Source organism: Streptomyces sp. NPDC059371, assembly GCF_042751995.1.
In the GTDB taxonomy this organism is placed as follows: Bacteria; Actinomycetota; Actinomycetes; order Streptomycetales; family Streptomycetaceae; genus Streptomyces.
In genome coordinates this window covers 104,242-128,952 of the sequence record NZ_JBHYXD010000012.1, presented here as the reverse complement: position 1 = coordinate 128,952, position 24,711 = coordinate 104,242, and the positions used below count along the sequence as shown (strand labels likewise).

Sequence of the window (24,711 nt, the reverse complement as noted above, 5' to 3'; positions counted from 1 at the left end):
TCCCCGGGCGGCGCGCCGTCCGGGGGCGCGGCGCGCCCGGGCCCGCCCCCGCCCCCCCGCCCCACGGCCCGCCGCCCCCCGCGCGGGGGCCCCACCCCGCGCCCCCGGCGCCACTGCCCGACGCGAGTCGGCCCGCGGTCTAGCAGGTCTTGCGTACGTAGCCGCTGCTGCCCGCCGGTTTGACGTCCACGTCGCGCTGGACGATGCTCAGCGTGCCGCCCCACCCGTTGCAGGCCTTCGACCTGCCGGAATTGGTGTACTCGATCACTATGACGTTGTTTCCGAAGGCGCTGGTGTAGTCGCCGCACTCGTCGTACTGACCGCACTCCTCGGCCACGGCGAAGTCCAGACCGTTGGCGGTGTGGTTGCCCGCCAGCTCGGGAGTGTTCTTCTGGGCGATGGCCAGGCCGTCCGTGTGGGCGCGGGCGGACAGGAGCTTGATGAACGCCTGCGCGTTGTTGGCCGTCAGGCGATTCCCGGACCGGGTGTAGCTGTCGTAGTTGTCGGGCTCTATCGCCTGGAAGCCCTTGGTCCTGCAGCGGTCGATCAGGCTTCCGATCTTGCCTGCGATCCGCTGCCGCTTGCCGTCGGTGCCGATGTCGAGGAAGGCCTCGCCCCAGTCCTCGTCATAGACGACCTTGCCGGACGCGTCGCGCAGCAGCAGGTCGGAGTCCCACTCGCTCTCGGCACCCGGCTGCGCCTGGAAGGCGTTGACGTAGCAGATGTTGTACAGGCCTGCCGCCGGGGAGGCGGCGTTGTCCCGGGTGACGACCTTGACCCCGGCCGGCGGGGTGTAGGCACCGCCGATCTGATAGTCGAAGCCGACGTGTGCGGGCGGCAGGGGCACGGATGCGGCCTGCGCCGAGGTCGCCGGTGCGACCAGGGCACCGACCAGCGCTGCCGCGCCGATGACGGTGCCCATGAGGTTGCGGGAAGTTCGGCTGAATTGGCTCATGTGGATGAGCTCCCAGGGGAAAGAGGGCACGTCCCCGCCTCGGACGCGTAGGTGACGTCCTGGCGACTTGGGCCGGGCTCGTGGCGCGAGGCCTGCATACCGGCTGGGCGTGTCTCTGAACACGGAGCATGGCTCCGGTGCTGTCCGGGAGTAAAGCGACTGCCCGCGAAGATGTCAACGCCGGGACTCCTCGCCCGCGACTTCCCGCGTCTCGGCGCTCGCGGCGGCCTGACCGAAACCCCACCCGCCGCCGCCCGCGCAGCGGGATCAGGCTGCCGATCGGTCGTCACCGTGAAAATCACTCGCTCTGCCATGTCCTCGAAGGGAACCTGTGGGCATGGAGTTCCTCTGCTACCACCGCGACCGGCCCGGCTCCGGGCCGCTGCGCGACGAACTGCTCGAAAGGCATTGGTCCTACATGGACCAGTACGCGAAGGAGATGATCGCCCGGGGCCCGACCCTCGCCGACGACGGCGACACCGCCACCGGAAGCGTGCACATCCTCGACCTGCCCGATCCCGCCACCGCCCGCGCGTTCGCCTTCGACGAGCCCAACTACCAGGCCGGCGTCTTCCGGGACGTGCTGCTGCGACGGTGGCGCAACATGCTGGGGCGCACCATGTGGGACTTCCCCGGCGGCCGGACCGGCGGCAACCGGTATCTGGTGATCGGTCTCGGCACGGGGCAGGCCGCCGACCTCGCGGTACCGCGCGACCGGGACGAGCTGATCGCTTACGGGCCTCTGCTGTCCGACGACGGCATCACGTGGCTGGGCACGGCGGTCTTGCTCCGGGCGCCGGACCCGGAGACGGCACGTGACGTCCTCACCGCCGACCGGTACGCCGACATCGAGGTGCACAACTGGCAGTTCGGCGGGCGGCCCTCCTGACCGAGAACGTTCGGAGCAACGTCGCCTGACCGAGCCGCGAGGACACCCGCTCCAACACCACCGAAACCACACACACGAGACCGCCGACCGCTGAACAGCCATACCGCACCGGCCACTTCACCCCAGGCCGTCAACCGGGCACAGGTCGGAAGACGCCGGCTCGGCCGCCATTGCCCTGGCGGCCGACCGCTCAGACCGCGTCGAGGCCGACTGTCTCCCGGGCGATTCCCCTGCCCTGGACCAGACCGGACAGGGACAGGGCGCCGGGCCCGAAGAAGACCAGGAGCAGGAACCCCCAGCAGAACAGCGCGGGCGACAGGCCACCGTTCTGCAGGGGGAAGAGGCCGTCCTTCTGGTGCTCGGTGAAGTAGGCGAAGGCCATGGCACCCGAGCTGAGGAACGCGGCGCCGCGCGTAGCAACACCCAGGAGTACGAGAACACCGCAGACCAGCTCGATGACACCGGCGTACCAGAACGGCCAGTCGCCGACGGGACTGCTCTGCCTCCCCAGTATCCCGAAGAGCGTGGCAGCGCCCTCGCTGGCGAAGAGCAGGCCAATGACGATTCGGAACAGGCCGAGGACGAGAGGCTGGTGGCTCGACAGCCGGTCGCTCAGTCGTGCGGTGCTCATGGGTGCGTACTCCTTGAATTCGGTCGGGTGCGTACCCGCGTGGCATGAGGGACCGGGCCTTGTGAGAGGCCCCGTCCCCTTTCCCTTTACGTGCGCGCGGGATCTTCGGTTCAGCGCATCATCCTGCCGTTTGCCGCCCCGCAACAGTCCGCCCTGGAAGTCCGGCCCGTCCCGCGGTGCAGAGTGGGGTCGCTCGCCCCCGTCGCGTGGCTGGGTGTCCGCTCCGTGTCACTTCGACCGGATCAACCGCGCCTGTACGCCGTAGTGGTCGGACAGGTAGGCCCGGCGGCCGTCGTCCAGTGTCACCTCGTCCTGGAATACGAAGTCGGCACCGCCGGTCAGGGTCTCCCCGGCCGCAGCCCGGACCAGCACGTGGTCCAGAGCCGGCGGCGCGGGCCATCGCGGGGTGGGCCGGTAGGTCGGGCGCGTGTCGCCGGCGAGGACATCGCGTAACCCTGCCGCGGCGACGAAGTCGGCGAGTACCGCCGAGTCGCGCGGGACGTTCAGGTCGCCGGCTACCGCGACGGGTACGGACGGGCCGACGCCCTCGATCAGCTTGGCCACCAGGGCCAGTTCAGCTTCAGCGATCCCTGTGTACCGGTTCGTCGGGGACCAGTCGTCGTCGCGGTTGGCCGACAGGTGGGTGTTCACGACCACCAGCTCGCCGTCCGGGGTGGCGACGGACGCCACCTGGGCACCCTTGCGCATGACGAACTCGCCGCGCACCGGGCCCGTCATCGGGTACCGCACGAACCGCCACCGGCTGATCGGCCACCGGGACAGCAGCACCAGGCCGCCCTTGAGCAGGACCGTGCCCGAGCAGGCGAAGTGCCGGTATGCGGGAGCGGCACGGCGGATCAGCCGGGCGTTGCGGCGGTACATGACCTCCTGCAGGCAGACGATGTCGTAGTCGGACTCCTCGATCGCCACGCCGAGGGCACGCAGCCGAGTCGGGACATCGCCGGTGAAGAGGGTGTTCATGGTCAGCAGTCGCAGCGCCTTCACGAACCTGTCACCTTCCGTCCGGTGGCCTGCCGGGCCGTGCGGGGAGCCACTCACGGTGTTGATCGTATGGTCACCCATACCTCCGAAGGGCCCGAAGCCGTGGATGGACACTGCCGGGAGAGGGGTTGGTGCCCCGGTGCCCTACGGTCCTGGGCGCACGGGGAACCGGTCGCTGTCGGCGGGATCGGCTACGTTCTCCCCTACCGCCGCGAACTCAGAAGGCTGGATCGAGGTGCCGACCGGTGCTGAGCTTGTCTTATATCTTCTGACGCTACTGAAGCGGTACCGGCAGGGTGGGTGGGATGACAGACACTTCCGACCCTGGTCCCGCGGATACGGGCGACCGCCAGGCGATCGAGCGCATCCTCGGCCGTCCGTTGAGTAGGACATGGCCTACAGGTGCGTTGGCACCCCACCACGAACCACCGTGATCGGGACGTGCAGTTGAGGCACGATCTCCGCGGGTCAGGCAGCAGGCTCGGGGAGGTGACCGAGAAGTTCGAGGACGCGCTCGCGCAGAAGGAGATACTCCTCCCAACGCCGAGGAAGAGGCCCAGGTGGACGTTTGACGACTCGGGCTGCGGTCACGGCCTGGCCATCCCGGAACTGCTCGTGCGTCAGGTCGAGGTCCACACCGCTGGGCAACCGATTCCACCAGTGAAATCCGTGCTGTTCCCCGCCGCAGTGGACCTCCCCGACCATGAGGTCGCCACCGAAGATGTCGTTCACTATCAAAGCGGTGATGTCACAGTGACCCCACGCCGGGTTGCCGGGCTGCCAGCCGGCGCGGGCGAGGTCGTCCGGGGAACAGGTGTCAGCGGCCCAACTGGCCCGCAGAGCCTTGTCGATGACCAGCAGGTTCCAAGGGATCATGCCGACAGCATCGCAGTCGCCACTGACATCGGCGGATCGCCGGGGAGACGCCTCTTCACCTGCCGGCCCGAACTCGACTGCAGGTATCGGCGCAGAGCTTTCAGTCCTCGCGGAACGAAGAGCCGTTGATCGACGACCTCGCACAATTCGGTCTCTGCCGGCCGGCCCTGCCAGGCGATCTCGCCCGGGTCCGGGATCAGGTCGCCGTGGGTATGTAGGGCGCTGCCACGACCTGGGCCATGGTCCGAAGTTTCGTGAAGTAGGAGGTGCAGTACTCCTCGTTGATCAGAGGAACGATCTTGTCGAGGTCGGCGATGCAGCCCCAGAGGCAGGCGATGCCACTGTCGTCGAGTCCGCCCTTCAGCTCCCTCTGCACGAGGCCGGCGACGTCGGCGTCCAGGAGGACCAGCTCTACGCCGTCGATGTCCACGCCGCGGAAGCCGTCGGGGAAGCGTGCGTGCAGGTGGTCCTCCCACAGCCGGGCGAGGCCGCCGTCGGGCTGTGCTCCGCGCACGTCGCCGTCTGGCGCCTCTGCCGTGGACGGTGAGCGAAGGAGCAGGGAGACGGCGTCGAAGACGGCACGCACCATGGCGACGGCCCGGAGCGGGTGGAGGGCGGCACTTGACCGGGAGCCCTGCATGAGCCTGTCGCGCAGCAGTCGGCCGCGGTCGAGTTCGGCGGCGAGGCCGGCCGTGACGAGCCCTGCGTCGGTGGCCCGATCGATGAGGACGTGGAGCGGTTCCTTCGTGGTCAGGCGCTCGGCGAGGACGTGCTCCAGGGCGAACAGGGAATGTGTGACGGCGACGGTGGCGAACTCGTACCGGTAGTAGGAGTGCCGGATGAGCTCGCGGGAGGTTTCCATCGCGCTCATGACGTACATCGACGCGCCGCCGGGCAGAACCAGGTCGGCAACCAGGGCGTGCATGTCCGCATAGTCGAGCACGAGGTCGCGGGCGCGCGGGTCCCGTACCGGCAGGAGGAGCGGGTCGGGCGGCGGTGGCAGGGGGTTCACCGGTGCAGTCTTGTCGCCGGAAGGCTGTCGGTGCCATCGGATTTGCTCGGAGCCGTTGGCGTCCCGCTGCCACATGTCGCCACCGGCCCGGTCCGACCTTAGGGAACAAGCTAAGGGCTTGCAGGTATGGCAATGGCGAGGGCCGGGCTCTCTGCGTCCGATCGGATGACTGGTCGGTGTGGCGTGCGAGGTGGCGTCGGGTGCGGGCCTAGCCTCTCCCGCGTCCGGGCTTTTCTCCGTTCTGCCCGGGTCTATCGCACTGGTCAGGAAGGAGTGTGGGGTGGCGCCTTCGTCCGGCAACCGTGGCCTCCTGCGGGTTCTGCTCGCTCTGTGCCTGTCGGCAGCTCTGCTGGCCGGCTGTGGTGGCGGAGGCGGCGGACCGGTGACGCTCAACTGGTACAACTTCCCCGATGATTCCGGGGCGCTCGCCAGTGCGGCCAAGGCCTGTGCCAAGCAGTCCGGCGGGCGCTACCGGATCGGTTACAACAAACTGCCCCGCACCGCGGACGGGCAGCGTCAGCAACTGGTGCGTCGGCTGGCCGCCAAGGACGACACGGTCGACATCATCGGACTGGACGTCACCTGGCCCGCCGAGTTCGCGGAAGCCAAATGGATCCTGCCGTGGACCGGGGGCAACCGCGCCGCGGCCGTCCGGGACACCCTGGAGGTCCCGCTGCGGACGGCCACGTGGAAGGGTCGGTTGTACGCCGTCCCGTACAACACGAACACCCAACTGCTCTGGTATCGCAAGGACCTGGTCCCCACACCGCCCGAGACATGGGCCGAGATGCTCCTGATGGCCGGCCGCCTGGCGAAGCAGGGCAAGCCGCACTACGTGGAGATCCAGGGCGCGCAGTACGAAGGACTCACGGTCTGGTTCAACTCGCTGGTGGAGAGCGCCGGCGGCTCCATCCTCAACGCGACGGCTACGGCTCCCAGGCTGGGCCCACCCGCCGTGCTCGCGGCCTCCATCATGAAGACTTTGGCCACCTCTGCCGCGGCCGACCCGTCCCTGTCCAATCAGATGGAGGACCAGAACCGGCTGGCCATGGAGTCCGGCAGCGCGGCTTTCGAGATCAACTACCCCTTCGTGTATCCCTCGATGAAGGCCAACAACCCCAAGCTCTTCAAGCAGTTCCGATGGGCGCCCTACCCGGCGATCGGAAGGGGCCGGCCCGCCAAACCCACCATCGGTGGCATCGACCTGGCCATCGGCGCCTACACCCGTCACGCCGAGTTCGCCTTCGAAGCGGCCCTGTGCCTGCGGAACCGGCAGAACCAGCTGACCGCGGCGCTCGAGGGCGGACTGCCGCCCACGCTCCGCCCGCTCTACTCGGACCCTGCGCTGGTCAAGAACTACCCCTTCGCCTCCACCGTTCTGGCGGCCCTGGAGAACGCCAGCATCCGGCCCAAGACCCCCGCCTACCAGAACGTGTCCATCGCGATCTCGCACACCCTGTCGCCGCCGAACGGGATCCAGCCGAGACCGGACGTGCAGAAGATCAGTGGCCAGATCAAGGACGCCCTCGACTCGAAGGGGCTGATCCCGTGACCCAGTCGGCTCCGACCGCCCCTGAGCACCCACCGGTGTCCAAAGACGGCCGCGCTCTGTCCGAAGGGGCCCGGCAGGAGCGCCGGTTGGGCTGGATGCTCTGCGCGCCCGCCGTGATCGTCATGCTCGCCGTCACCGCCTACCCCATCGTCTACGCGATCTATCTCTCGCTCCAGCGATACGATCTCCGCTTCCCGCAGCAGGCTCACTTCGTCGGCTTCAGCAACTACGGTGCCGTCCTGTCATCCGAGTTCTGGTGGCAGGCCCTGTGGGTGACGGTGCTCATCACCACGGTCTCCGTGGCCGTGGAACTCGTCCTCGGATTCGCCCTGGCGCTGGTCATGCATCGCACCATCTTCGGCCGCGGCACGGTTCGTACCGCCATCCTGATCCCGTACGGCATCGTCACCGTGGTCGCCGCCTACTCCTGGCAGTACGCCTGGACCCCGGAAACCGGCTACCTGGCCGATCTGCTGCCCTCCGGTGATGCGCCGCTGACCGAACAGTGGCCGGCGATCGGACTGATCATCCTGGCCGAGGTGTGGAAGACCACCCCCTTCATGGCGCTGCTGCTGCTCGCCGGCCTCGCCCTCGTGCCGGAGGAGACGCTGCGCGCGGCCCAGGTGGACGGCGCCGGAGCCTGGCAGCGCTTCTTCCTGGTGACCGTCCCCCTGATGAAGCCGGCCATCCTGGTCGCCCTGCTCTTCCGGACCCTGGACGCCTTCCGGATCTTCGACAACATCTACATCCTCACGTCCGGCGCGCACAACACCGGCTCGGTGTCCATCCTCGGGTACGACAACCTCTTCACCGCGCTCAACCTGGGCATCGGGTCTGCCATCTCCGTACTGATCTTCCTGTGCGTGGCGTTGATCGCCTTCGCCTTCATCAAACTGTTCGGGGCAGCCGCCCCCGGTGCCCAGGAAGGGGGACGCTGATGTCCGCCGCCGGACGACGACGGAGGTCGGGGTGGGCCGTCGTCAACATCCTCGTGATCGCCTACGCGCTCTTCCCGGTCTGGTGGATCATCGCGCTGTCCTTCAAGGACCCCAGCACGCTGACCGACGGCAGCTTCATCCCGACCAAGTGGACCTGGGAGAACTACCGCGGGATCTTCCAGACGTCCGAGTTCACCCGGGCGCTGATCAATTCCATCGGCATCGCGCTCATCTCCACGGTGATCGCGGTCGTGCTGGGCACCATGGCCGCCTACGCCGTCGCCCGGCTCCGGTTTCCCGGAAAGAGTCTGCTGATCGGGATGTCCCTGCTGATCGCGATGTTCCCGCCCATCTCGTTGGTCTCGCCGTTGTTCAACATCGAGCGGATCATCGGCATTTTCGACACCTGGACCGGTTTGATCATCCCGTACATGACCTTCTCGCTGCCGCTCGCCATCTACACCCTGTCGGCCTTCTTCCGGGAGATCCCCTGGGACCTGGAGAAGGCGGCCAAGGTGGACGGCGCCACCCCGGCGCAGGCGTTCCGGCTGGTGATCGCTCCGCTCGCGGCGCCGGGAGTGTTCACCACGGCGATCCTGGTGTTCATCTTCTGCTGGAACGACTTCCTCTTCGCGATCTCGCTGACCTCGACCTCGGCGGCCCGGACCGTTCCGGCGGCCATCGCCTTCTTCACCGGAAGCAGTCAGTTCGCCCAGCCCACCGGTTCGATCGCCGCCGCCGCGGTGGTGATCACCATCCCCATCATCGTCTTCGTGCTGCTCTTCCAGCGGCGCATCGTGGCCGGGCTCACCTCCGGAGCCGTCAAGGGCTGACCGGCGGCAGCCGTTCGTCAGGACAAGAAGGACCGACCGTGGCAGAGATCGTTCTCGAAGGCATCACCAAGCGCTACCCCGATGGTGCGGTGGCGGTGAAGGACGTCAACCTCCGTGTCGGGGACGGCGAGTTCGTCATCCTCGTCGGTCCCTCCGGCTGCGGTAAGTCCACCACCCTCAACATGATCGCCGGGCTGGAGGACATCACCGAAGGCAGACTCCTGATCGACGGAGAGGTCGTCAACGACAGGACTCCGAAAGACCGTGACATCGCCATGGTCTTCCAGAGCTACGCCCTGTACCCGCACATGAGCGTGCGCGACAACATGGGTTTCGCGCTCCGGCTGGCCAAGGTGGACAAGGCGGCCATCCGCGAGAAGGTCGAAGAGGCGGCCCGCATCCTGGACCTGACGGACCATCTCGACCGCAAACCCGCCAACCTCTCCGGAGGCCAGCGCCAACGGGTGGCCATGGGACGGGCCATCGTGCGCGACCCGAAGGCGTTCCTGATGGACGAGCCGCTCTCCAATCTGGACGCGAAGCTCCGCGTCCAGATGCGCACCCAGATCTCCCGCCTCCAGCAGCGCCTCGGCAGCACCACGGTCTACGTCACCCACGACCAGACCGAGGCCATGACACTCGGCGACCGGGTGGTGGTGATGCGCGGCGGAGTCGTCCAGCAGATCGGGACCCCGCAACGCCTCTACGAGCAGCCGAAGAACCTCTTCGTCGCCGGGTTCATCGGTTCGCCCGCGATGAACTTCCTGCACGCCACCGCGGAGGGCGGCCGCCTGCGCACATCGGTGGGCGACCTCGACCTCGGCGACCGGCTGCGCCGCACGCTCGAGGAGCACCACGCCCCCAGAGACCTGATCGTGGGGCTGCGCCCGGAGGCCTTCGAGGACGCCACGCTCGTGGACCAGGGCAGGGCCGGATCGGGTACGACCTTCGGCGTGGACATCGACGTGGTCGAATCCCTCGGATCAGACGTGTACGCGTACTTCACCGAGGACGAGTGGCAGCCCACCGCCACCTCCGAACTCGCCGAACTCGCGGCCGACTCGGGGACTACCGACACCGGGGCGGGCGGGCACCAGATCGTCACCCGCCTCGACGCCTCCACGCGGGTGCGCGAGGGCGGCCGGGCCGAACTCTGGGTGGACACCGCCAAGATGCACGTCTTCGACCCGACTTCCGGGGCCAACCTGACCCTGACCGACGACGAACCCGGCACGTGACCTGATCAAGTCTCCCCGTTGAGAAGGCTCACCGCATGCGGGACCGTCGCCCGCAGTTCCCTCACCAGGGCGCGTACGACGGCGGTTCCGGCCAGTTCGGAGGTGGTGACGTACCCGACCTGGCGTGTCGGGCGTTCGAGGCCGAGATCAGTGATCCCGACGGAGTTCGCCGCTCCGGCCAGGGAGAGCGCCGGCATGATCGCCATGCCGTGACCCGCGCTCACCAGGGAGAGCACCGCTCCGTCGTCCTCGGCTTCGACGGTCGCCTTCGGGATCCAGGCCTGAGCCGCCCACCAGTCGCGGGTGTAGGAGCCGCAGTTCTCGGCCCAGTCGACCAGCGGCAGCGAGCGCGGAGCGGCGTGGCCCGTCGGGTGTACCAGGGCATACGGCTCGTCGAGGAGCCGGGTCGCGACCAGGCCCGGTGGAAGCGGCACGGAGCCGCTCAGTGTGGCGATGGCCAAGTCGGCTTTCCCGTCGGCCACTTCGCCCGCGGTTCCGCGTCCCACCTCGCGTACGATCCGCACCCGGGGTTCGATCCCGGGGTACCGGGCGCGTAGCCGCTGGAGAACGGGCGGCAGCAGGTGGAGAGCCGCGCTGCGGAAGGCCACGATCCGCAACGGCCCCTCCACCGTGTCGGACCGGGCCGCACCGCGCGCCTCGGCGGTCAGCACGTCCAGCAGACGCAGGATGCGGCGGGCGTAAGCGACGGCCTTGTCCCCGGCAGGCGTTGGGCGGGCGCCGGTGCGGCCGCGGTCGAAGAGCACGGCACCGATCTTGCGCTCACTGCCGCGTACCGAGTGGGAGACCGCGGACTGCGTCAGACCGAGTGCCTCGGCGGCGGCCGAGAAGGCTCCGGCCTCCGCGACCGCCACCAGGACGCGCAGTTCCTGCGGGGTGAGATCGGAGTCGGTCTTGCGGGCCACGGGGCGCTCACCTCACGGTATGAGAACTGCTCATGGAACGGTGTGTCGCATGAGCCCAACCGGCTGACCCGTTGACGCATTCCCGTCCTACGGTCCGGGGCATGACCGAGACCGCGCTCACCGTGCACCAGACCGCCCGCCCCTACGGCTTTCCCACCTCCGAGCACTTCGCCTTCGTCGAATCCCCGCTTCCCGAGCCCGCCGCCGGCAGCGCGCTCGTGGAGAACCTCTACTGGTCCGTCGACCCGTATCACCGCGAGATGATGGACGGCCTGCCCGGCGGCTTCGCGCTCGACGCTCCGCTGGAGGGCCGCACCATCGGACGGGTCATCGCCTCACGCACGCCCCGGCTGAACGAGGGCGAGAGCCTGTTCCACCGGAAGGGCTGGCGCACCCACGCGACCGTCACGCCCGAGGAGATCCGTAGGCTGCCCCGCTTCGACAAGGTGCCCCTGACCGCGTACTTGAGCACCCTCGGCGGCACCGGCCTGACCGCCTACGTGGGCCTCACCCGGATCGCCCGGCTCCAGGAGGGCGAGGACCTGTTCGTGTCGGCCGCCGCGGGCGGGGTCGGCACGGCGGCCGGGCGCTTCGCCCGGCTGCTCGGCGCCGGACGGCTCGTGGGCAGCGCGGGTTCGGCGGCGAAGGCGGACCGCCTCACGCGGGAGGTGGGCTATGACGCCGTCTTCGACTACCACGACGGGCCCGCCGCCGATCTGCTCGCCAAGGCGGCACCGGACGGGATCGACGTGTTCGTCGACAACGTAGGCGGCGAGCAACTGGCCGCTGCTGTGGGAGCGTTGCGCGAATTCGGGCGCGTCGTCCGCGTCGGCACGATCAGCCAGTACAACACCCCCGAGGCGCCGTCGCCTCGCTTCGACTACGCCCACATCGTGGAGAAGAGCCTTCGGATGGAGGGCTTCCTGGTCAGCAACTACCGTGAGCTCCAGGAGGAGTTGTACGAGTTCGCGGTGCCGCATCTGCAGAGCAGCCGGCTCGCTCCGGACGAGACGGTCGTCGACGGGTTCAAGCACATCGTGGACGCGTTCCTGGGAATGCTGCGGGGCGAGAACACCGGCAAGATCATCGTGCGGGACCGCTCGCAGGCACCGTCCGCGACCTGACGCCCGACTCGCCGTCGCGGAGCGTCGCCCTCAGGCTGATGACGCATTGACCTTCACATCGGTGTGATGGTTGTGCAATCGAGTCATGGACAGGAATTTGGTGGACCCCGGCTCGTTTCGGTTCGGCCTGGCACTGGAGGGCACGGGCTGGCACCCCGCCTCGTGGCTGTCGTCGCCGGTGAAGGATGCCGAAGAGGTCTTCGCAAGCGGCTATTGGACAGGCTGGGGGCGTGCGGCCGCGTCGGGCGGCATCGACTTCGTCACGCTCGAGGACGGTCTGAGCCTGCAGAGCGACCGGTTCGCCACCGCCGATCAGGCCCACGACCGGGTGCGCGGACGACTCGATCCTGTGGTCACCGCGGCAATCCTGCTGGCGACGACGGACCTCGGCGAGGTGGTGGTCTCGCGCAACGTGACGCACACCAATCCGTTCCACGTCGCCGTGCAGATGGCGTCCTTGGCGGCGATCGGGCCGGGCCGGGTGGTGTGGCGGCCCCAGGTTTCCGCCGACGCGCGCGACGCGATGGTGGTCGGTGGACCGGCGACGCCCGGGCTACGACCCGAGGACCTGTACGTCCCGACCCGCATCGCGCGCCGACTGCGGGATCTCTTTCGTGATGCCGAGGACTACGTGCGGACCGTACGCGAGCTGTGGCGGACGTTTCCCGGCGAGAGCCTGGGCTCAGGGGACACATTCCTGCGCCCGGGCATGGTCGCCCCGCTGGAACTCACCGGGACGGAAAGGTATCCGGCGGCCGGCCCGCTGACCGTGCCGGTGCGGAACGCCCCGAAGGTCGCGGTGCTCGCGCATCACGCGCTGGAGCCCTATCGACTCGCCGCCGCCGTCGCGGACCGGGTCTTCGTCACTCCGTCCCAGGAGCATCCGATTCCCGCGCTCCTGACGGCGTTTCGGGAAGTCGAGAGGCTGACGCCGGACGCCGACGGGACCGAGGTGTACGCGGACGTCGCGGTGGTGCTGGGCGACACCGAAGAGCACGCGCGGGCCAGGCTCGCCCGCCTGAACGAGGCCGCCGGCTTCGTCTGGGCACCGGACACGTACGTGTTCGTCGGAACCACGGATCGCCTCGCCCGGGAACTGGCCGACTGGCGCGAGCAGTTCGGGCTGCGCGGGGTTCGGCTGCGGCCCGCGGTGCTCGCGGACGACGGCGACAGGATTGTCCGCGAACTCGTCAGGTAAGGGGACGGACGACGGCGACGGGAATGTCCACGAGCTTGTCCGGTGATGAACTGGCCCCAGACGCGGCGCAGTTGATCAGACGCTGTCCGGTCGGCCGGGCGCGACCGGCGCGCGGTGCTGTTCCACCTCGGTCAGGTACTCGGTCATCGCGTTGCGGTTGCGGGTGAGCGTCTCGATCCGGTCGGTGAGCTTGTCCCGCTCCGAGGTCAGCAACGCCAGCATTTCCGGGGTCGCGTCCGGGAAGTGAATGGACCTGGGCTTGTCCAGGCAGGGCAGGATCTGCTTGATGAGCCGGGTGGGCAGCCCCGCCGCCAGCAGGCCGCGTATCTGCTTCACGCGGTCCGCGTTCCGGTCGTCGTAGTCGCGGTATCCGTTCGCCGACCGGTCCGGCACGATCAGGCCCTGCTCCTCGTAGTAGCGCAGCAGGCGCCGGGACACGCCCGTCACGCTTGACAGTTCACCGATCCGCACCTGATTGAGGTTAGTCGCGCGGCCCCGACTTGACCATCACACGTATGTGAGGGTTTCACGATCAGTGCATGACGACCACAACAGCCTCTCCGACACGACGTGATGTCCTGCCCTGGTCCGCCCTGCTGGCACTGGGCACCGCGGTCTTCATCACCAGCCTGACCGAGACCCTGCCGGCGGGCGTACTCCCTCAGATGTCCTCCTCACTCGGCGTCAGCTCCGGCGCGGCGGGCCAGACCGTCACCGTGTACGCCGCCGGCACGGCTTTCACCGCCATACCGCTGGCCGCCGCCACGGCGGGAATCCGGCGCAAGCCGTTGCTGCTGGGCGCCATGGCCGTCTTCCTGGTCGCGAACACGCTCACCGCCGCCGCGTCCACGTACGCGGTCCTGCTCGCCTCACGGTTCCTCGCCGGCGTCGCCGCCGGACTCGCGTGGGCGATCCTCGCCGGATACGCGCGGCGTATCGCGCCCGCCGGTCAGGAAGGACGCGCCATCGCGATCGCGATGACCGGGATCCCCCTGGCGTTGTCGCTGGGTGTTCCCGCCGGAACGCTGATCGGGCAACAGATCGGGTGGCGAGTGTCCTTCGCGGCTGTCTCAGCGATCACTCTCGCCGTCCTCGGGTGGATCGCGTACGGCGTTCCCGCCATCAGCCGGCCGACGGCGACCGCCGAGAAGCCGAAGCCGACCACCCTGCAAACGCTCCGCGTCCCCGGGGTCACCGCCATCATGGCCGTCGTCGTGACCTTCGTCCTCGGCCACACGGTCATCTACGCGTACATCGCGCCGTACCTGGCGCATGCCGGCCTCGGCAGCGCGGCCGACGCGATCCTGCTGGCCTTCGGCATCGCATGCCTGTTCAGCATCTGGTACACCGGCCATCACATCGACGGTCGTCTTCGTGGGCTCGCACTGGCCGCCGCGGCGCTGTTCACCCTCGCCACGGCCGCCTTCGCCGCCACCACGGCACACGCCGTCATCTGGGTGGCGGCCGTCGCGTGGGGTCTGGGGTGGGGCGCGGCGCCCACGCTCCTTCAGACCGCGGCCGGTCTTGCCGGAACACGTCGGAGTCCAGCCGTCGCCGACACCGCGCAGGCCATCCTTGTGACCTTGTGGAACGCGGCCATGGCACTCGGCGGCATCATCGGCGGCCTTCTCCTGCAGCGTGTCGACGTCACCGCCGACGCCACGGTCGCGGCAGGACTCGGAGTCCTGAGCCTGACCGTGATCGCACTCGCGCGACACCGCGCCTTCGCACCGACGGACCAGGACGCACCGTGACATGCGCGAACGCATCACTGTCCGTGGCGCCGGAGGGCACCCCTACCTCGGCAGGGCAGGCGCACTCGCGGCACCGGCGTGCGCGTCGATGTGCGCGTCGAGGGCGGCGAACGTCGCTTCGGAGCGCTCGATGTGCGGCAGATGGCCGGCCTCGGCGATCGGTTCGAAGCGCCCACGGGCGAACGCCCGCGCGTAGGCCCGCCCGTACGCGGGCGTGACGATGCGGTCGCTCTCCCCCCACACCACAAGGGCCGGGATGCGCACCCGTCCGAGCCGGTTCAGGAGCTTCGGGTCGTGCATGTACGGGTCACCGGCCAGGAGGCGGAGCGTGGCCATGTTGGCCTGCTGGACCGCGATCCGCTCCTCGGTGAGGGCGGCCGGGTCCACCGCGAAGCGGGCCGGATCATGGAAGGAGTACGCGGCGATCTCGTCCGGCCGGAGCCCGAAGATCTCGCGGACCGGCTCTCCCGGGACAGCCACGCCCGCGGCGTTGACCAGAACCAGCGAGCTGATCACCGCGCCGTCGTCGCGGAAGGCCATCTCGGCCGCGGTCCAGCCGCCGATCGAGGAACCGACGACGAGGACGTCGCGGTGACCCTCGTCCCTGAGCCAGTGCAGATAGGTGAGTGCCAGGTCGTCGACGCCGGTGAGCCAGTCCGGGCGCTCGGTCCCGTTCCAGCCCGGGTGGGTGGGAACGACGCATCGCATGCCGTGCCGGCCGGCCAGATGCGCGGCGATGCCCTGGACGGTGGCGGGACCGCCGCCGCCGTGCAGGACGAGCGCGAGGCGGCCGTCGGCCGGTCCGGTCTCGGTGAGGGTGACGGGGAGGTCGGGGCGTGGGTGGACGGTACGGGTTCGCATCTCGGTGTCGGTCATGCGCCCACCGTATCTACGCATACGTATATACGCAACCATAGATTCTGGAATAGGATGCGGCCATGACCGCGAACCATGACGACTCCAGGGCCCGAACCGCAGCCGACAAGGCCGGTACCAGGACGTCCGCCGACACCGGCACCGCGTCCGGCCTCGCCGCCCCGGCCGCCGTGGACCCGGGCTCGCCCGCCGTCCCCGTCGATGTCGAAGAGCTGGGGCGCGCCGTGAAGGAAGCGCAGTACCGGCACCACCGCGCGCTCGACACCCGCCTCGCGGCGGTCGGCACGACGCTGGCGCAGTGGGACGCGCTGCGGGCCATCGCCCGTACGCCCGGAGCATCCGCACATGAGCTGGCGGTCGCCACCTTCCAGGGCGACCAGTCCTTCGGCACACTGGCCTCCCGGCTCGCGGCCCAGCACCTCATCGAGCGCCGTCCCGGCCGCGGCCGGCGTATCGAGCACCACCTGACGGAGACCGGCGAACACGTCCTGAGGGCGGGGCGTACCGTCACCCGCGAAGTCCTCGCCGCGTCCTTCGACCCGCTGGACGAAGGCGAACGGGCCACGCTGCTCGGCCTGTTGCGCCGTATCGGCGTTCCGAGTGAGGGGCTCTAGGATCAGCGACCGAGGAACTCCGCGCGGCTCGCGAGAGCTGACATCCTGACCTGCGCCGGCGCCCTCGGACCGGGCCGGGAACCCGCCCGCGAGTAGCGGCCTGTGTCGCTGTAGCGTCCGTTCCGTGATCGCCCTCGACGCCCTCGTCCGGCTCTGCCCTCCTCCCGCCGATCCGCCACCCGTTGTCGACTGGGCGCAGGCCGAGCGTGCCCTCGGTGTAGGTCTCCCGGCCGACTACAAACGGCTCGTCGAGACGTACGGCGATGGCATCTTCGACGAGACGGTCTGGCTGCTCGTCCCCGACTCCGCCTACGACGACTGCGACCTGCACGCGCAGACGGCGGAGCGCGCCGAAATCCTGGGCGACCTGTGGGAGTTCGAGGAGAAGCCCGCCGGTCTGCGGGAGGCCGGGGCGAAGGTCCTGCCGTGGGCTTTCGAGGAGGGCACGGGGGCGTTCCTGTACTGGCTGGCGCGGCCCGGTCAGCACCCCGACGAGTGGACCGTGCTCTACAACGAGGGGCGCGGTCCCCTGTGGGAGCAGCACGACAGGGGGTGCCTCGCCTTCCTCCTGGCGGTGCTCACCGGGACCGCGGAAACGGAGTACTTCGGTTACCTCCGCGAAGTACTGAAGCTGGGAGAGCACCGCTTCGCGACGGCCGACGCGATTTTGGGCACGGCCGGACAGTGAGCCGTCGGCCGCTGTCGACTGATCCGGAGACGGGTTGCGGGACGCCGGCGGTTTCGGATTCGGGAAGCCTGTCAGACGCGGAAGTACAGGGCGCGTTTCAGGAGGCCGAGCGACGACTGCGCCCAGGCGAGGATGTTCAAGGTGGAATCCAGGTTGCCGGGAGGCTGGTTGACCAGGGTGTCGCGGCGGATGAGCCGGTCGAAGTCGACCGTGACCGGGGCTGTCCGTAGGCTGCCGTCGGAGTGGCGGAACCGCACACCGGCGGTGAGCATGACGTTGATCAATTCCTGGGCGACGATCCCGTAGGCGATGGTGGTGGGGTGAACGCCGTCGAGCGAGAACAGGCCGCCGTCGGTGCGTTTTGTGCCGTCGCTCGTGATGAAGTGGGAGTTCGGCTCCGGAGCGAGGGCCGTCAGTTGCGGCGGCAGTTGGTAGGGCCGCCACCATGAGGGTTGGGCCGTCATGTCCTTCATGTACCGGCGTGACGCGAGTCGGTCGAGCAGGCCGGCCGTGTCCATGAGGAGCCAGTCCGCTCCCGCCGTCCGCGCCGCTCTCACATGGTCGGTGATGGCCTCGTTGTAGAGGTCGATGGCCCGGTCGATGTCTTCCGCCTGCTGTCCCGTCAGGTGAGGGTGCAGGACGGGGCTGAAGGTGTCGTCGTCGATCCAGGGCCGGGTGTAGTAGGGGAAGTACCTGGACCCTGGAGCGCTCTTGTCGCCGATTCCACGGGCGAGCGGGGCGATGGTGACGTGCGGGACGGTGCACCAGATGACATGGCGAGCCGCGATCTGCCGTACTTGGGCGGCGACTTGCCTCAGCTCGTCCTTGAAGTGGGTGGGATCCCAGACCGTGTACGCCTTCTTGCGTTCGAGGTCGTCGTATCCCTCACCACTCCACTCCACTCTGAGCTGGGTCACCGTCTGCAGGGCGTTGTTGGCGCCGAGGAAGACGATCAGGGTCTCGATTCCGTGGCCCTCTCCGGTGGGCCGGTCCTCACCGAGGCGGCGGGCCGCCCCCAGCAGGGTCATGGTTCCGCCCCGGTCGACGCTGCTGGAGGGCAGGACCCGCAGGGCCGCGCGGTCACCGTTGTTCTCCACGGTCTGCCGCAGCAGGTTGTCGGTGGGCGTCGCGATGGCGTCCTGGCAGATCTTGGCGCTCTTTTCGAGGACGTCGCGCAGGTCCCAGCCGTACACGGAGAGGTTGTGGTTGATGGCGTTGATCTGCGGGACGACGCTTCCGGGCCCGCGCTCCCAGTAGTCCTCGACCTCGTCCAGGAACCTGCGGGCGTGGAAGAGGGCCAGCGGGACCTCCCACCAGTCCAGATCCTTGCCGAAGCGCTCCTGAAGCTCTCTCAGCAGCAGCTCGATGTTGAGGGGCAGCCCTCCGTACCCCGGGTACACGGGGAATCGGAAGTCGGTGCCGGATCCCAGTTCGTGAGCGATGATCGCCGGGTAGGACAGGTCGGTGTTGAAGACCGCTCCGCTCTGGAACCCGTGCGTGAGTGAGTCGCCGATCGTCACGAGCCGGTGGCGTGGCTCCTGTCCCGGCTCCGGGTGATCGACCGGGAGGCCCAGCGTAGGGTCCGTGACCGGTTCGCGTGGTGGTTGTCCCCGGCCCGCCAGGATCTCGGACGGGATGTGAGCGTGCATGTTATCGGCCATGGTGTTCTCCTCGGCCTGATGTGGACCGGTTCCGCCGACATGGCTGGGTGCCCCTGGGGACGCGGGAGTGTTCGGACCGCGGGGGCGTGCGGTGGGCTCCTTGGGCGATGGCATGCCTCGTATGCCTGGGCCAATGACGTCAGGCACCGGAATTCCCAGGTGCCCCCTGCCTGGTCAACAGAAGGGAGCGTCCGGAGCGTTGGCCCAGAAGGAAAGGAAGGACCACGTCTGCGCTCCGACGACCCCGTCGACGACGATCTCGGCACATTGCTGGAATTCCTTCGTCGCGGACTTCGTGAGCTGACCGAAGTCCCCGTCCTCGTCCAGGCCGGCACCGATCGCCTGATTCAGGTAGCACTGAGCTTGTTGTACTGCCCGCCCAGCGGATCCTTGATGAAGGCTCGGTCGACTCTTGGTGTAGTTGCAGATGTCGTCCGGGCCCTGGGACACGAGATGTGCCGGATTCTTCAACTGGTGCACGACTTGAACACTGGAAGTCGCGTTGACGGAGGTTCCGCCGGACGCAGCGACAGACGGTGCTCCCGCAAGGGCAAGGGGAAGAGCAAGGGCCGCTGCGGCGGTGAACACACGTCGCATCCTCATCGCCTCCAAGATAGGAGAGCCCCTCTCCATCATGCGCTTCAGGCGCCCCAGGTGCATCTCAAAGAAGCCGACGGTGTCGGTGGTATGAGGGCCTCTCACCAACTGTGTGGCCAAAGGGTGTTGCACAGTTCCGGTAAGGACAGCCCGAGTCGGCCGACGGGTCCCTCTGCTGATGTCGCGGAAGATTCTGCGTGTGAGGCGACGGCCTGAACCTCGTGACGGAGACCGCCGCCCACTGGCAGCAACCACACAGGATCTCGCGGCCCTTCATCCGGAGGCTCTTGGATGCATCACTGTTGCGCGACGTGTTTTTCGAGCCAGCCGAGCAGAGCCGCGAACGCCGGGGACATGGCGGCTTCGGACTGGGTCAGAGTGGTCGAGCCGCCACCGTCCTCCACCGTGATCGTGTGGCTCATCGCGTCCCTGGCTCGGCTCGGTCGTTCCCCGCCGGCCTCGGGGGCCGCTGCCGCCACCAGCCGGTCCAGCTCTCCCGCCGTGCTCTCGGACAGGTCATCGGTGTCCAGCACCTTGGGCGGGAGGCTCAGGCGGATCGCGGCCGCCTGGCCTCCCTGTGCTTCCCAGGTCACCCGCATCGGGCACACCTTCCCGGCCGACCGACCGGCTCCCTCGCCGTTGGGGGCCGGCGTCAACCGCCGTCGGTCACTTGCCCTTCAGCGCGGTCACGTCCCTGGCCAGCCCCGTCACCTGGGCGGCCAGTGCGCCGATCTGCCGGCTCACGGTTGCCATTCCCTTTTCCCCGCCCGCGCCACCGTTCCGGTTGGCGGCGAGGCTTCGCGAGCGGGCGACACCTGCCAGGATGCCGCTGATCTGGATGCCGACATCCTGCCAGGCGGCCAGTACGGCCAACTGTTCGTCGCTGTCGTCGCCGAACAGTTCCGCGGCCTTGCGGTACGTGGTGTTCGCGAACTCCTGGAACTGAGTCTCGGCGTTGGAAGCCTTGAGCGATTCGTACCAGATGAGGCCGGGAGCCTCCCAGGCGAATCCGCCGATGCGCGACGCCGTCAGGAAGAACGCCTTGTTCGGGATGCCGGAGTTGATGTGCACCCCGCCGACGTCACCCATCTCGGTGTCCGGCAGTCTGACGAAGTGCTCCATGTTGTCGGGTTGGGGGTCCCTGCCGAACAGGGCGTTGTCGTACGCGTGCCCCGGGGCCTTCATCGACCGCAGGGCGTCGGCGTCGATCCCCGGGGTGAAGATGTCCGGCGCGATCAGCCAGTCCGCCTCATCGGCCGACTGCTTCAGCGACCACTGTTTGACCAGCGACCCGAAGACATCCGACATCGATTCGTTCAGGGCCCCGGACTGGTTGTGATACTTGAGTCCCGCGGTGAGCTCGGTGACTCCGTGTGTCAGCTCATGGCCGATCACGTCGACGGATCCGGTGAAGTCGGAGAACATCCTTCCGTCGCCGTCACCGAAGACCATCTGCCGGCCGTCCCAGAAAGCGTTGTTGAACCTTTCGCCGAAGTGGGCGAACGCGTCCAGGCGCATCCCCTGGCCGTCGATCGAATTGCGGTTGAACACCGCCTTGTAGAAATCGCGTGTCGTTCCGAGTCCGTCGAATGCCCGGTTGACGGAATCGTCAGGGGACTCCGGGCCGTCCTCCGACCGGGCGAAGACAGCCGAGGGGAGGAAGGTGCCGTTCTGGCAGTCGAAGACGGTCCGCCGGCCGTTGCCGGGGGCGGCGGCGCCGGCGAAGGACGCCCGGATCCCTCGCTCACCCCGCAACCGGGCGGTGGTCAGCATGGTGTTCAGAGCCATCTGGCGCACTTCGCTGTCGTCACTGCTCAGAAGCTTCTCGAGCAGGTGTGGGGGGATGATGCAATGGAGGTGGGAGGTCCTGGTCATGGGACACCTCGCGTATGAGGAGAGGAGGGGATACCTGACTCATCGGATGTGGTTGCGTGGTTGTTCTCCGCGTTCGGAACAATCACGCCGATCCCGACTGGAGCTCGCCCTCGTCGATCGTCTGCGCCGGAGGCGGCGCATCGACGGTGTCGATCGCCAGGCGGACGGTTCTACGGTGACCGGACAATCGCGTCTGACGCGCCGGGCCCCACCTGCTCCGCACCTCAGTACGGCGAGGTGAATTCCGGGATGCCGGCTCAGCCGTGTAGCGAGCGGTCTCACTGTCTCTGCTTCGTGCGCATGACCGAAGAGGTGAGAACCGTGTCTACTTCGAGTATCCGCTCGGTGCCATCGACGCGCACCCCGGGCGAGGCCCTCTTTCCCAGGATGACGCGGACCCGGCCGGCAGCTTTCCTCAGGCAACAACTTCCGTGCACGCTCGGTCACTTCGGACGCGAGTTCGGTGTTCACGCCATGCCGCCCACGCACGTCTAGGACGTGAAGGGAGTGCCGGGTCCGGTAGTGGTCGCCCGGTGTGCCGGGGCGGGAGCGAGGAAGCGATCGTCGTGGACGAGAGGAGTTTCCGCTTCCTCCACCGGTCCCCGCAAGTCGACCGTGAATCCGGCCTGTTCGAGTGCCGTGGCTCCGATTGTGCTCGCCATGGCCGGCACGAGCCGGGCGGAGGTGACGTGCAGGGGCACGACCTCGGTCCGGTTCGCGACGGTCTCCAGAGCCGTCAGCTCCTGGCCATCGGACAGCTCGATACGCGCCCGGAAGACGGGCCGGTTCTCCACCGCGGCGCGAGTGAACACGGGGTGAACCGCGGTACGCAGCCCGGCTTCCCTCGCGAACGCGCGCTCCTGGGGATCCTCGCCGACGAAGACGCAGTCGTCGGCCGCCGAGGGCGGCGAGTCCTCCCCCGCCGTGGCGGCGACCGCCTCGTCGAAGATCTCCCGGTTGTCCTTGGAACCCCAGTGCACGAGCGCGTTGTCCGTGAAACGGCCGGGGAACGCCTCCTGCAGAGCCGAGAAGGCGCGCTCCGCCGCACCTGCACCGGGGCCGGGGTTGGAGATGACACCCTTGCGTACGTCGCGGAATTCATCCAGTACGGCGAGGACACGCGGCCGGGGCAGCAACGTCAGCGAACCGTCCGCCTCCACGCGGGCGTCGGCCAAGGTCGCTCCTATGTCAAAGAAGAGCACGGGCATCTCGATGCCTCCGCGAGGTGAATCCGGACCTGGAATCGGCACGCGCCCAAGGCGAAACGGCCTTAGCAGGAAGGACCGTTCGGGGGCGAAGAGGGTCGAGGGGGCCGGAGGGACGGGTGTCGCCCACTGCGGGAATCCTGAGGCCCACGCCGTCCGCCGACGGCCACACAGGCGTTTCCGAGCACGGACTCCCGGCTCCTCCATCGTCCCTCTTCGGTTGCGCTTTCGCATCCTGAGATGTATGAGAATGCCGTTCGACTTAGGACAGTTGAAGGGGATACGGAGTGCGAGGACGTCATCCGCAGGGGGCGTCCCATCCCGACGGCGACCCGATCGACTACACCTGCTCCTGGTACACCCTGATCTCGGCGGGCTCGAGTCTGCGGATCGCCGCCCAGGCTGCCCGCTCGGTCAGACCCCGGGCCCACGCTTCGAGATCGTCTCCGGCCCCGTGAAAGAACCACGAGTTGAAGCTTCCCAGGGCCTCCAGAGCGGGTGCGCGTCCGTACCGAAGCTCGCAGTGGACCTGAACGTAGTAGTCGTGATCACCGCCGCTGTCGGTGACCTCGAATTGCCGGGCGAGGTCCAGCGTGAACGTCGGTGGACCGTCGAACGCGTACGTCCCGTATTGAAACAAAAGGCCGTCGGCGTCAGGTGCGTCCGGGACATGGAACGGCCGTCGGCCGAAGCGGAGGAAGGCGAGCCAGACGTCTTCCGTGACCGGATCGGCAAGCTCGCCGGTCCCCACGTCGCCCTCCAGCACCCCCACGGCTTCGTCCATCGACGGACTCGACGTCATGGCCGTCCTCCTTCAGAAAATGAGGCTGCCTCTCATGGCAACGCCCGCTTCCGCGACAGGCTCCGGTTTTCCCTCGGTGCTCGGAATCTTCGCCCACCCCGACGACGAGAGTCTGCTCTCCGGCGGTGTGCTCGCCCAGCATGCCGCCCACGGCGCCCGCACGGCCGTCGTGACCGCGACCTGGGCCCGAGACACCGCGCGGGCCGCCGAACTCGCCGCGGCTCTCACCGTTCTGGGCGCGGGCGAGCCACGCATGCTCGGATACGGCGACGCCCGCAACGCGTCGTCGGCGCCCGGCAGACCTCGCTGGTGTGAGGTGAACCTGGACGACGCCGTCGCCCAAGTCGTCGCGCACATCCGGCAGTTCCGTCCCGACGTCGTGGTGACCCATGACGCGCTCGGTCAGCTCACCGGCCACCCGGATCACCGTCGTACCCACCAAGTGGCTCTGCTCGCCGTCGAGGCTGCCGGACTCGGCCGACTTCACCCCGAGGCGGGTGAACCATGGCGAATCAGCGCCCTCTACGCGGCCACGCACCCGCACTCCGGGGTCGGCGACCTCGGGCCACTGCTGAGAAGTGTCGGAAAGACGCTGCTCAGCGTGCCGGACGAGGACGTGGCCGCTGCCGTGGACGTGACGCCATGGCTGGCGCAGAAGTGGGCCGCGATCTCCTCCCACGCCGGCCAACTCCAGGGCGAGCGACCGCTCCCCGCACTGCTGTCCCGGATCCATGAGGCAACCCGCGCCCGGATCCTGGCCACCGAATACTTCACCCGTCTCAGCACGACCCCGGCCGCGGGGCCGGCCGTACAGCGCACACTGACGGTCTGATCCTCGACGCCCCGCCCACGCCCCGGTCCGTCAGGCCTGTTGCGAAGGGCTGATGCAGCCGGCTGCTACCTTCCGAGCCATGACCGACAGCGTGTACGTGGGCAACGCGGGCAAGGACGCGGCACTGGACCGGGGGTGGCTCCTGGGGCATTTCAAGGACGTCTCCGACCCTCGGCACAGTGAGGCGCTGGAGATCAAATGGGGCGTCCATCCGCAGGGCGACGAGCGGGCGCAGTGGGTGACAGGTGAAGAGCGCACCGCCCTGCTGGTCCTCATCAGTGGGCGTTTCCGGGTGGAACTGCCGGGACGCAGCGTGCTCTTGGCCGAGCAGGGGGACTACGTCGTGTGGGGTCGGGGCGTCGATCACACCTGGTTCGCGGAGGAAGAGTCCGTGGTTCTGACGGTCCGCTGGCCCTCGCTCCCCGGGTACAAGGCGACCGACTAGGACGATGCGGCGGTGCGTCTTAGCCGCTCCGCAGCCGCGCGCAACCGGCATGGTCGTTCCCGAGTGTCCTGTCGCGGGGGGGGGGGGGGGGGGGGCCCCGGCCCCCCCCGGGGGGGGGGGGGGGGGGGGGGGGGCAAACCGTACGTCGTAGCGCCCGGGAACTGGTGCGGCAAGGGCGCCTTGCAGGACAA

General features: G+C 68.6%; 26 protein-coding genes. 12 read left to right on the top strand and 14 right to left on the bottom strand.

What is annotated here, in order from left to right; translation table 11 throughout:
* Positions 1-139 precede the first annotated feature (139 nt).
* Entirely contained in the window at positions 140-955 is an 816-nt protein-coding gene (locus ACFXGX_RS10260; protein ID WP_384787551.1) for an endo alpha-1,4 polygalactosaminidase, read from the bottom strand.
* A 337-nt stretch (positions 956-1,292) separates the two neighbouring features.
* On the opposite strand from ACFXGX_RS10260, the gene ACFXGX_RS10255 reads away from it, so the two are divergent.
* On the top strand, positions 1,293-1,844 hold the full coding sequence (locus ACFXGX_RS10255; RefSeq protein ID WP_384787548.1) for a YciI family protein: 552 nt from the start codon (positions 1,293-1,295) through the stop codon (positions 1,842-1,844).
* Between the two features lie 190 nt (positions 1,845-2,034).
* On the opposite strand, the gene ACFXGX_RS10250 is transcribed toward ACFXGX_RS10255, so the two are convergent.
* The 4 genes from ACFXGX_RS10250 to ACFXGX_RS10235 all read right to left on the bottom strand — a co-directional run bounded on the left by ACFXGX_RS10250 (position 2,035) and on the right by ACFXGX_RS10235 (position 5,365).
* The gene (locus tag ACFXGX_RS10250; RefSeq protein WP_384787545.1) at positions 2,035-2,475 is read right to left on the bottom strand and encodes a DoxX family protein; all 441 of its coding nucleotides are present in this window, start codon (positions 2,473-2,475) and stop codon (positions 2,035-2,037) included.
* A gap of 228 nt (positions 2,476-2,703) precedes the next feature.
* Positions 2,704-3,480, bottom strand: a complete 777-nt coding sequence (locus ACFXGX_RS10245) for an endonuclease/exonuclease/phosphatase family protein (protein ID WP_384787542.1) — start codon at positions 3,478-3,480, stop codon at positions 2,704-2,706.
* 465 nt (positions 3,481-3,945) lie between these two features.
* Positions 3,946-4,353 (bottom strand): hypothetical protein, encoded by a 408-nt coding sequence (locus ACFXGX_RS10240; protein ID WP_384787539.1) that lies wholly within the window; start codon positions 4,351-4,353, stop codon positions 3,946-3,948.
* A 196-nt stretch (positions 4,354-4,549) separates the two neighbouring features.
* Positions 4,550-5,365: a hypothetical protein gene (locus ACFXGX_RS10235; protein ID WP_384787536.1), complete on the bottom strand. Its 816-nt coding sequence runs from the start codon at positions 5,363-5,365 to the stop codon at positions 4,550-4,552.
* A gap of 280 nt (positions 5,366-5,645) precedes the next feature.
* Here ACFXGX_RS10235 and ACFXGX_RS10230 point away from each other — a divergent pair, with 280 nt between their 5' ends.
* The 4 genes from ACFXGX_RS10230 to ACFXGX_RS10215 all read left to right on the top strand — a co-directional run bounded on the left by ACFXGX_RS10230 (position 5,646) and on the right by ACFXGX_RS10215 (position 9,926).
* Positions 5,646-6,917: an ABC transporter substrate-binding protein gene (locus ACFXGX_RS10230; RefSeq protein WP_384787533.1), complete on the top strand. Its 1,272-nt coding sequence runs from the start codon at positions 5,646-5,648 to the stop codon at positions 6,915-6,917.
* 95 nt (positions 6,918-7,012) lie between these two features.
* Positions 7,013-7,855 carry a carbohydrate ABC transporter permease gene (locus ACFXGX_RS10225; protein ID WP_384787589.1) on the top strand — a complete coding sequence of 281 codons (843 nt, stop codon included), beginning with the start codon at positions 7,013-7,015 and terminating at the stop codon, positions 7,853-7,855.
* Positions 7,855-8,688: a carbohydrate ABC transporter permease gene (locus ACFXGX_RS10220; RefSeq protein WP_384787530.1), complete on the top strand. Its 834-nt coding sequence runs from the start codon at positions 7,855-7,857 to the stop codon at positions 8,686-8,688. Before ACFXGX_RS10225 ends, ACFXGX_RS10220 begins: the two co-directional genes overlap by 1 nt.
* Before the next feature lie 38 nt (positions 8,689-8,726).
* A complete protein-coding gene (locus ACFXGX_RS10215) occupies positions 8,727-9,926 on the top strand; it encodes an ABC transporter ATP-binding protein (protein WP_384787527.1) in 1,200 nt (399 codons plus the stop codon).
* Between the two features lie 5 nt (positions 9,927-9,931).
* Here the strand turns inward: ACFXGX_RS10215 and ACFXGX_RS10210 are convergent, their stop codons facing one another.
* Complete coding sequence (locus ACFXGX_RS10210) at positions 9,932-10,849, bottom strand: LysR family transcriptional regulator (RefSeq protein WP_384787524.1); 918 nt, start codon at positions 10,847-10,849, stop codon at positions 9,932-9,934.
* Between the two features lie 101 nt (positions 10,850-10,950).
* Between ACFXGX_RS10210 and ACFXGX_RS10205 the strand changes: the two genes are divergently transcribed.
* Entirely contained in the window at positions 10,951-11,973 is a 1,023-nt protein-coding gene (locus tag ACFXGX_RS10205; RefSeq protein ID WP_384787521.1) for a zinc-binding dehydrogenase, read from the top strand.
* 85 nt (positions 11,974-12,058) lie between these two features.
* A complete protein-coding gene (locus tag ACFXGX_RS10200) occupies positions 12,059-13,171 on the top strand; it encodes an LLM class flavin-dependent oxidoreductase (RefSeq protein WP_384787518.1) in 1,113 nt (370 codons plus the stop codon).
* Between the two features lie 75 nt (positions 13,172-13,246).
* Here ACFXGX_RS10200 and ACFXGX_RS10195 read toward each other — a convergent pair whose 3' ends face one another.
* Positions 13,247-13,642 carry a MerR family transcriptional regulator gene (locus ACFXGX_RS10195; protein ID WP_384787515.1) on the bottom strand — a complete coding sequence of 132 codons (396 nt, stop codon included), beginning with the start codon at positions 13,640-13,642 and terminating at the stop codon, positions 13,247-13,249.
* Between the two features lie 68 nt (positions 13,643-13,710).
* Here ACFXGX_RS10195 and ACFXGX_RS10190 point away from each other — a divergent pair, with 68 nt between their 5' ends.
* Positions 13,711-14,925, top strand: a complete 1,215-nt coding sequence (locus tag ACFXGX_RS10190) for an MFS transporter (protein WP_384787512.1) — start codon at positions 13,711-13,713, stop codon at positions 14,923-14,925.
* 42 nt (positions 14,926-14,967) lie between these two features.
* Here ACFXGX_RS10190 and ACFXGX_RS10185 read toward each other — a convergent pair whose 3' ends face one another.
* Positions 14,968-15,801, bottom strand: coding sequence for an alpha/beta fold hydrolase (locus tag ACFXGX_RS10185; protein ID WP_384787509.1), 834 nt, complete (start codon positions 15,799-15,801; stop codon positions 14,968-14,970).
* Between the two features lie 170 nt (positions 15,802-15,971).
* Here ACFXGX_RS10185 and ACFXGX_RS10180 point away from each other — a divergent pair, with 170 nt between their 5' ends.
* Together ACFXGX_RS10180 and ACFXGX_RS10175 are read left to right on the top strand one after the other, a co-directional pair.
* The gene (locus ACFXGX_RS10180) at positions 15,972-16,415 is read left to right on the top strand and encodes a MarR family winged helix-turn-helix transcriptional regulator (RefSeq protein WP_384787586.1); all 444 of its coding nucleotides are present in this window, start codon (positions 15,972-15,974) and stop codon (positions 16,413-16,415) included.
* Positions 16,416-16,539: 124 nt separating this feature from the next.
* On the top strand, positions 16,540-17,103 hold the full coding sequence (locus tag ACFXGX_RS10175) for a hypothetical protein (RefSeq protein WP_384787506.1): 564 nt from the start codon (positions 16,540-16,542) through the stop codon (positions 17,101-17,103).
* 71 nt (positions 17,104-17,174) lie between these two features.
* Here ACFXGX_RS10175 and ACFXGX_RS10170 read toward each other — a convergent pair whose 3' ends face one another.
* From ACFXGX_RS10170 to ACFXGX_RS10145, 6 genes are all read right to left on the bottom strand, one after another.
* Complete coding sequence (locus ACFXGX_RS10170) at positions 17,175-18,764, bottom strand: hypothetical protein (RefSeq protein WP_384787503.1); 1,590 nt, start codon at positions 18,762-18,764, stop codon at positions 17,175-17,177.
* A gap of 174 nt (positions 18,765-18,938) precedes the next feature.
* A complete protein-coding gene (locus ACFXGX_RS10165) occupies positions 18,939-19,352 on the bottom strand; it encodes a peptidoglycan-binding protein (RefSeq protein ID WP_384787500.1) in 414 nt (137 codons plus the stop codon).
* Between the two features lie 305 nt (positions 19,353-19,657).
* Complete coding sequence (locus ACFXGX_RS10160) at positions 19,658-19,960, bottom strand: protealysin inhibitor emfourin (RefSeq protein ID WP_384787497.1); 303 nt, start codon at positions 19,958-19,960, stop codon at positions 19,658-19,660.
* Positions 19,961-20,027: 67 nt separating this feature from the next.
* Positions 20,028-21,236: a M4 family metallopeptidase gene (locus ACFXGX_RS10155; RefSeq protein WP_384787494.1), complete on the bottom strand. Its 1,209-nt coding sequence runs from the start codon at positions 21,234-21,236 to the stop codon at positions 20,028-20,030.
* 491 nt (positions 21,237-21,727) lie between these two features.
* Positions 21,728-22,411: an HAD family hydrolase gene (locus ACFXGX_RS10150; RefSeq protein ID WP_384787491.1), complete on the bottom strand. Its 684-nt coding sequence runs from the start codon at positions 22,409-22,411 to the stop codon at positions 21,728-21,730.
* Between the two features lie 370 nt (positions 22,412-22,781).
* A complete protein-coding gene (locus ACFXGX_RS10145; protein WP_384787488.1) occupies positions 22,782-23,243 on the bottom strand; it encodes a hypothetical protein in 462 nt (153 codons plus the stop codon).
* A 34-nt stretch (positions 23,244-23,277) separates the two neighbouring features.
* Between ACFXGX_RS10145 and ACFXGX_RS10140 the strand changes: the two genes are divergently transcribed.
* Positions 23,278-24,075, top strand: a complete 798-nt coding sequence (locus ACFXGX_RS10140; RefSeq protein WP_384787485.1) for a PIG-L deacetylase family protein — start codon at positions 23,278-23,280, stop codon at positions 24,073-24,075.
* Between the two features lie 79 nt (positions 24,076-24,154).
* Positions 24,155-24,520: a signal peptidase I gene (locus ACFXGX_RS10135; protein WP_384787482.1), complete on the top strand. Its 366-nt coding sequence runs from the start codon at positions 24,155-24,157 to the stop codon at positions 24,518-24,520.
* Positions 24,521-24,711 lie beyond the last annotated feature (191 nt).

Bases quoted from the DNA above. Each gene is read 5' to 3' on its own strand.
- ACFXGX_RS10260 (WP_384787551.1), bottom strand. From the start codon at position 955: ATGAGCCAATTCAGCCGAACTTCCCGCAACCTCATGGGCACCGTCATC.
- ACFXGX_RS10255 (WP_384787548.1), top strand. From the start codon at position 1,293: ATGGAGTTCCTCTGCTACCACCGCGACCGGCCCGGCTCCGGGCCGCTG.
- ACFXGX_RS10250 (WP_384787545.1), bottom strand. From the start codon at position 2,475: ATGAGCACCGCACGACTGAGCGACCGGCTGTCGAGCCACCAGCCTCTC.
- ACFXGX_RS10240 (WP_384787539.1), bottom strand. From the start codon at position 4,353: ATGATCCCTTGGAACCTGCTGGTCATCGACAAGGCTCTGCGGGCCAGT.
- ACFXGX_RS10225 (WP_384787589.1), top strand. From the start codon at position 7,013: ATGCTCTGCGCGCCCGCCGTGATCGTCATGCTCGCCGTCACCGCCTAC.
- ACFXGX_RS10220 (WP_384787530.1), top strand. From the start codon at position 7,855: ATGTCCGCCGCCGGACGACGACGGAGGTCGGGGTGGGCCGTCGTCAAC.
- ACFXGX_RS10205 (WP_384787521.1), top strand. From the start codon at position 10,951: ATGACCGAGACCGCGCTCACCGTGCACCAGACCGCCCGCCCCTACGGC.
- ACFXGX_RS10200 (WP_384787518.1), top strand. From the start codon at position 12,059: ATGGACAGGAATTTGGTGGACCCCGGCTCGTTTCGGTTCGGCCTGGCA.
- ACFXGX_RS10190 (WP_384787512.1), top strand. From the start codon at position 13,711: ATGACGACCACAACAGCCTCTCCGACACGACGTGATGTCCTGCCCTGG.
- ACFXGX_RS10185 (WP_384787509.1), bottom strand. From the start codon at position 15,801: ATGACCGACACCGAGATGCGAACCCGTACCGTCCACCCACGCCCCGAC.
- ACFXGX_RS10170 (WP_384787503.1), bottom strand. From the start codon at position 18,764: ATGGCCGATAACATGCACGCTCACATCCCGTCCGAGATCCTGGCGGGC.
- ACFXGX_RS10160 (WP_384787497.1), bottom strand. From the start codon at position 19,960: ATGCGGGTGACCTGGGAAGCACAGGGAGGCCAGGCGGCCGCGATCCGC.
- ACFXGX_RS10155 (WP_384787494.1), bottom strand. From the start codon at position 21,236: ATGACCAGGACCTCCCACCTCCATTGCATCATCCCCCCACACCTGCTC.
- ACFXGX_RS10145 (WP_384787488.1), bottom strand. From the start codon at position 23,243: ATGACGTCGAGTCCGTCGATGGACGAAGCCGTGGGGGTGCTGGAGGGC.
- ACFXGX_RS10140 (WP_384787485.1), top strand. From the start codon at position 23,278: ATGGCAACGCCCGCTTCCGCGACAGGCTCCGGTTTTCCCTCGGTGCTC.
- ACFXGX_RS10135 (WP_384787482.1), top strand. From the start codon at position 24,155: ATGACCGACAGCGTGTACGTGGGCAACGCGGGCAAGGACGCGGCACTG.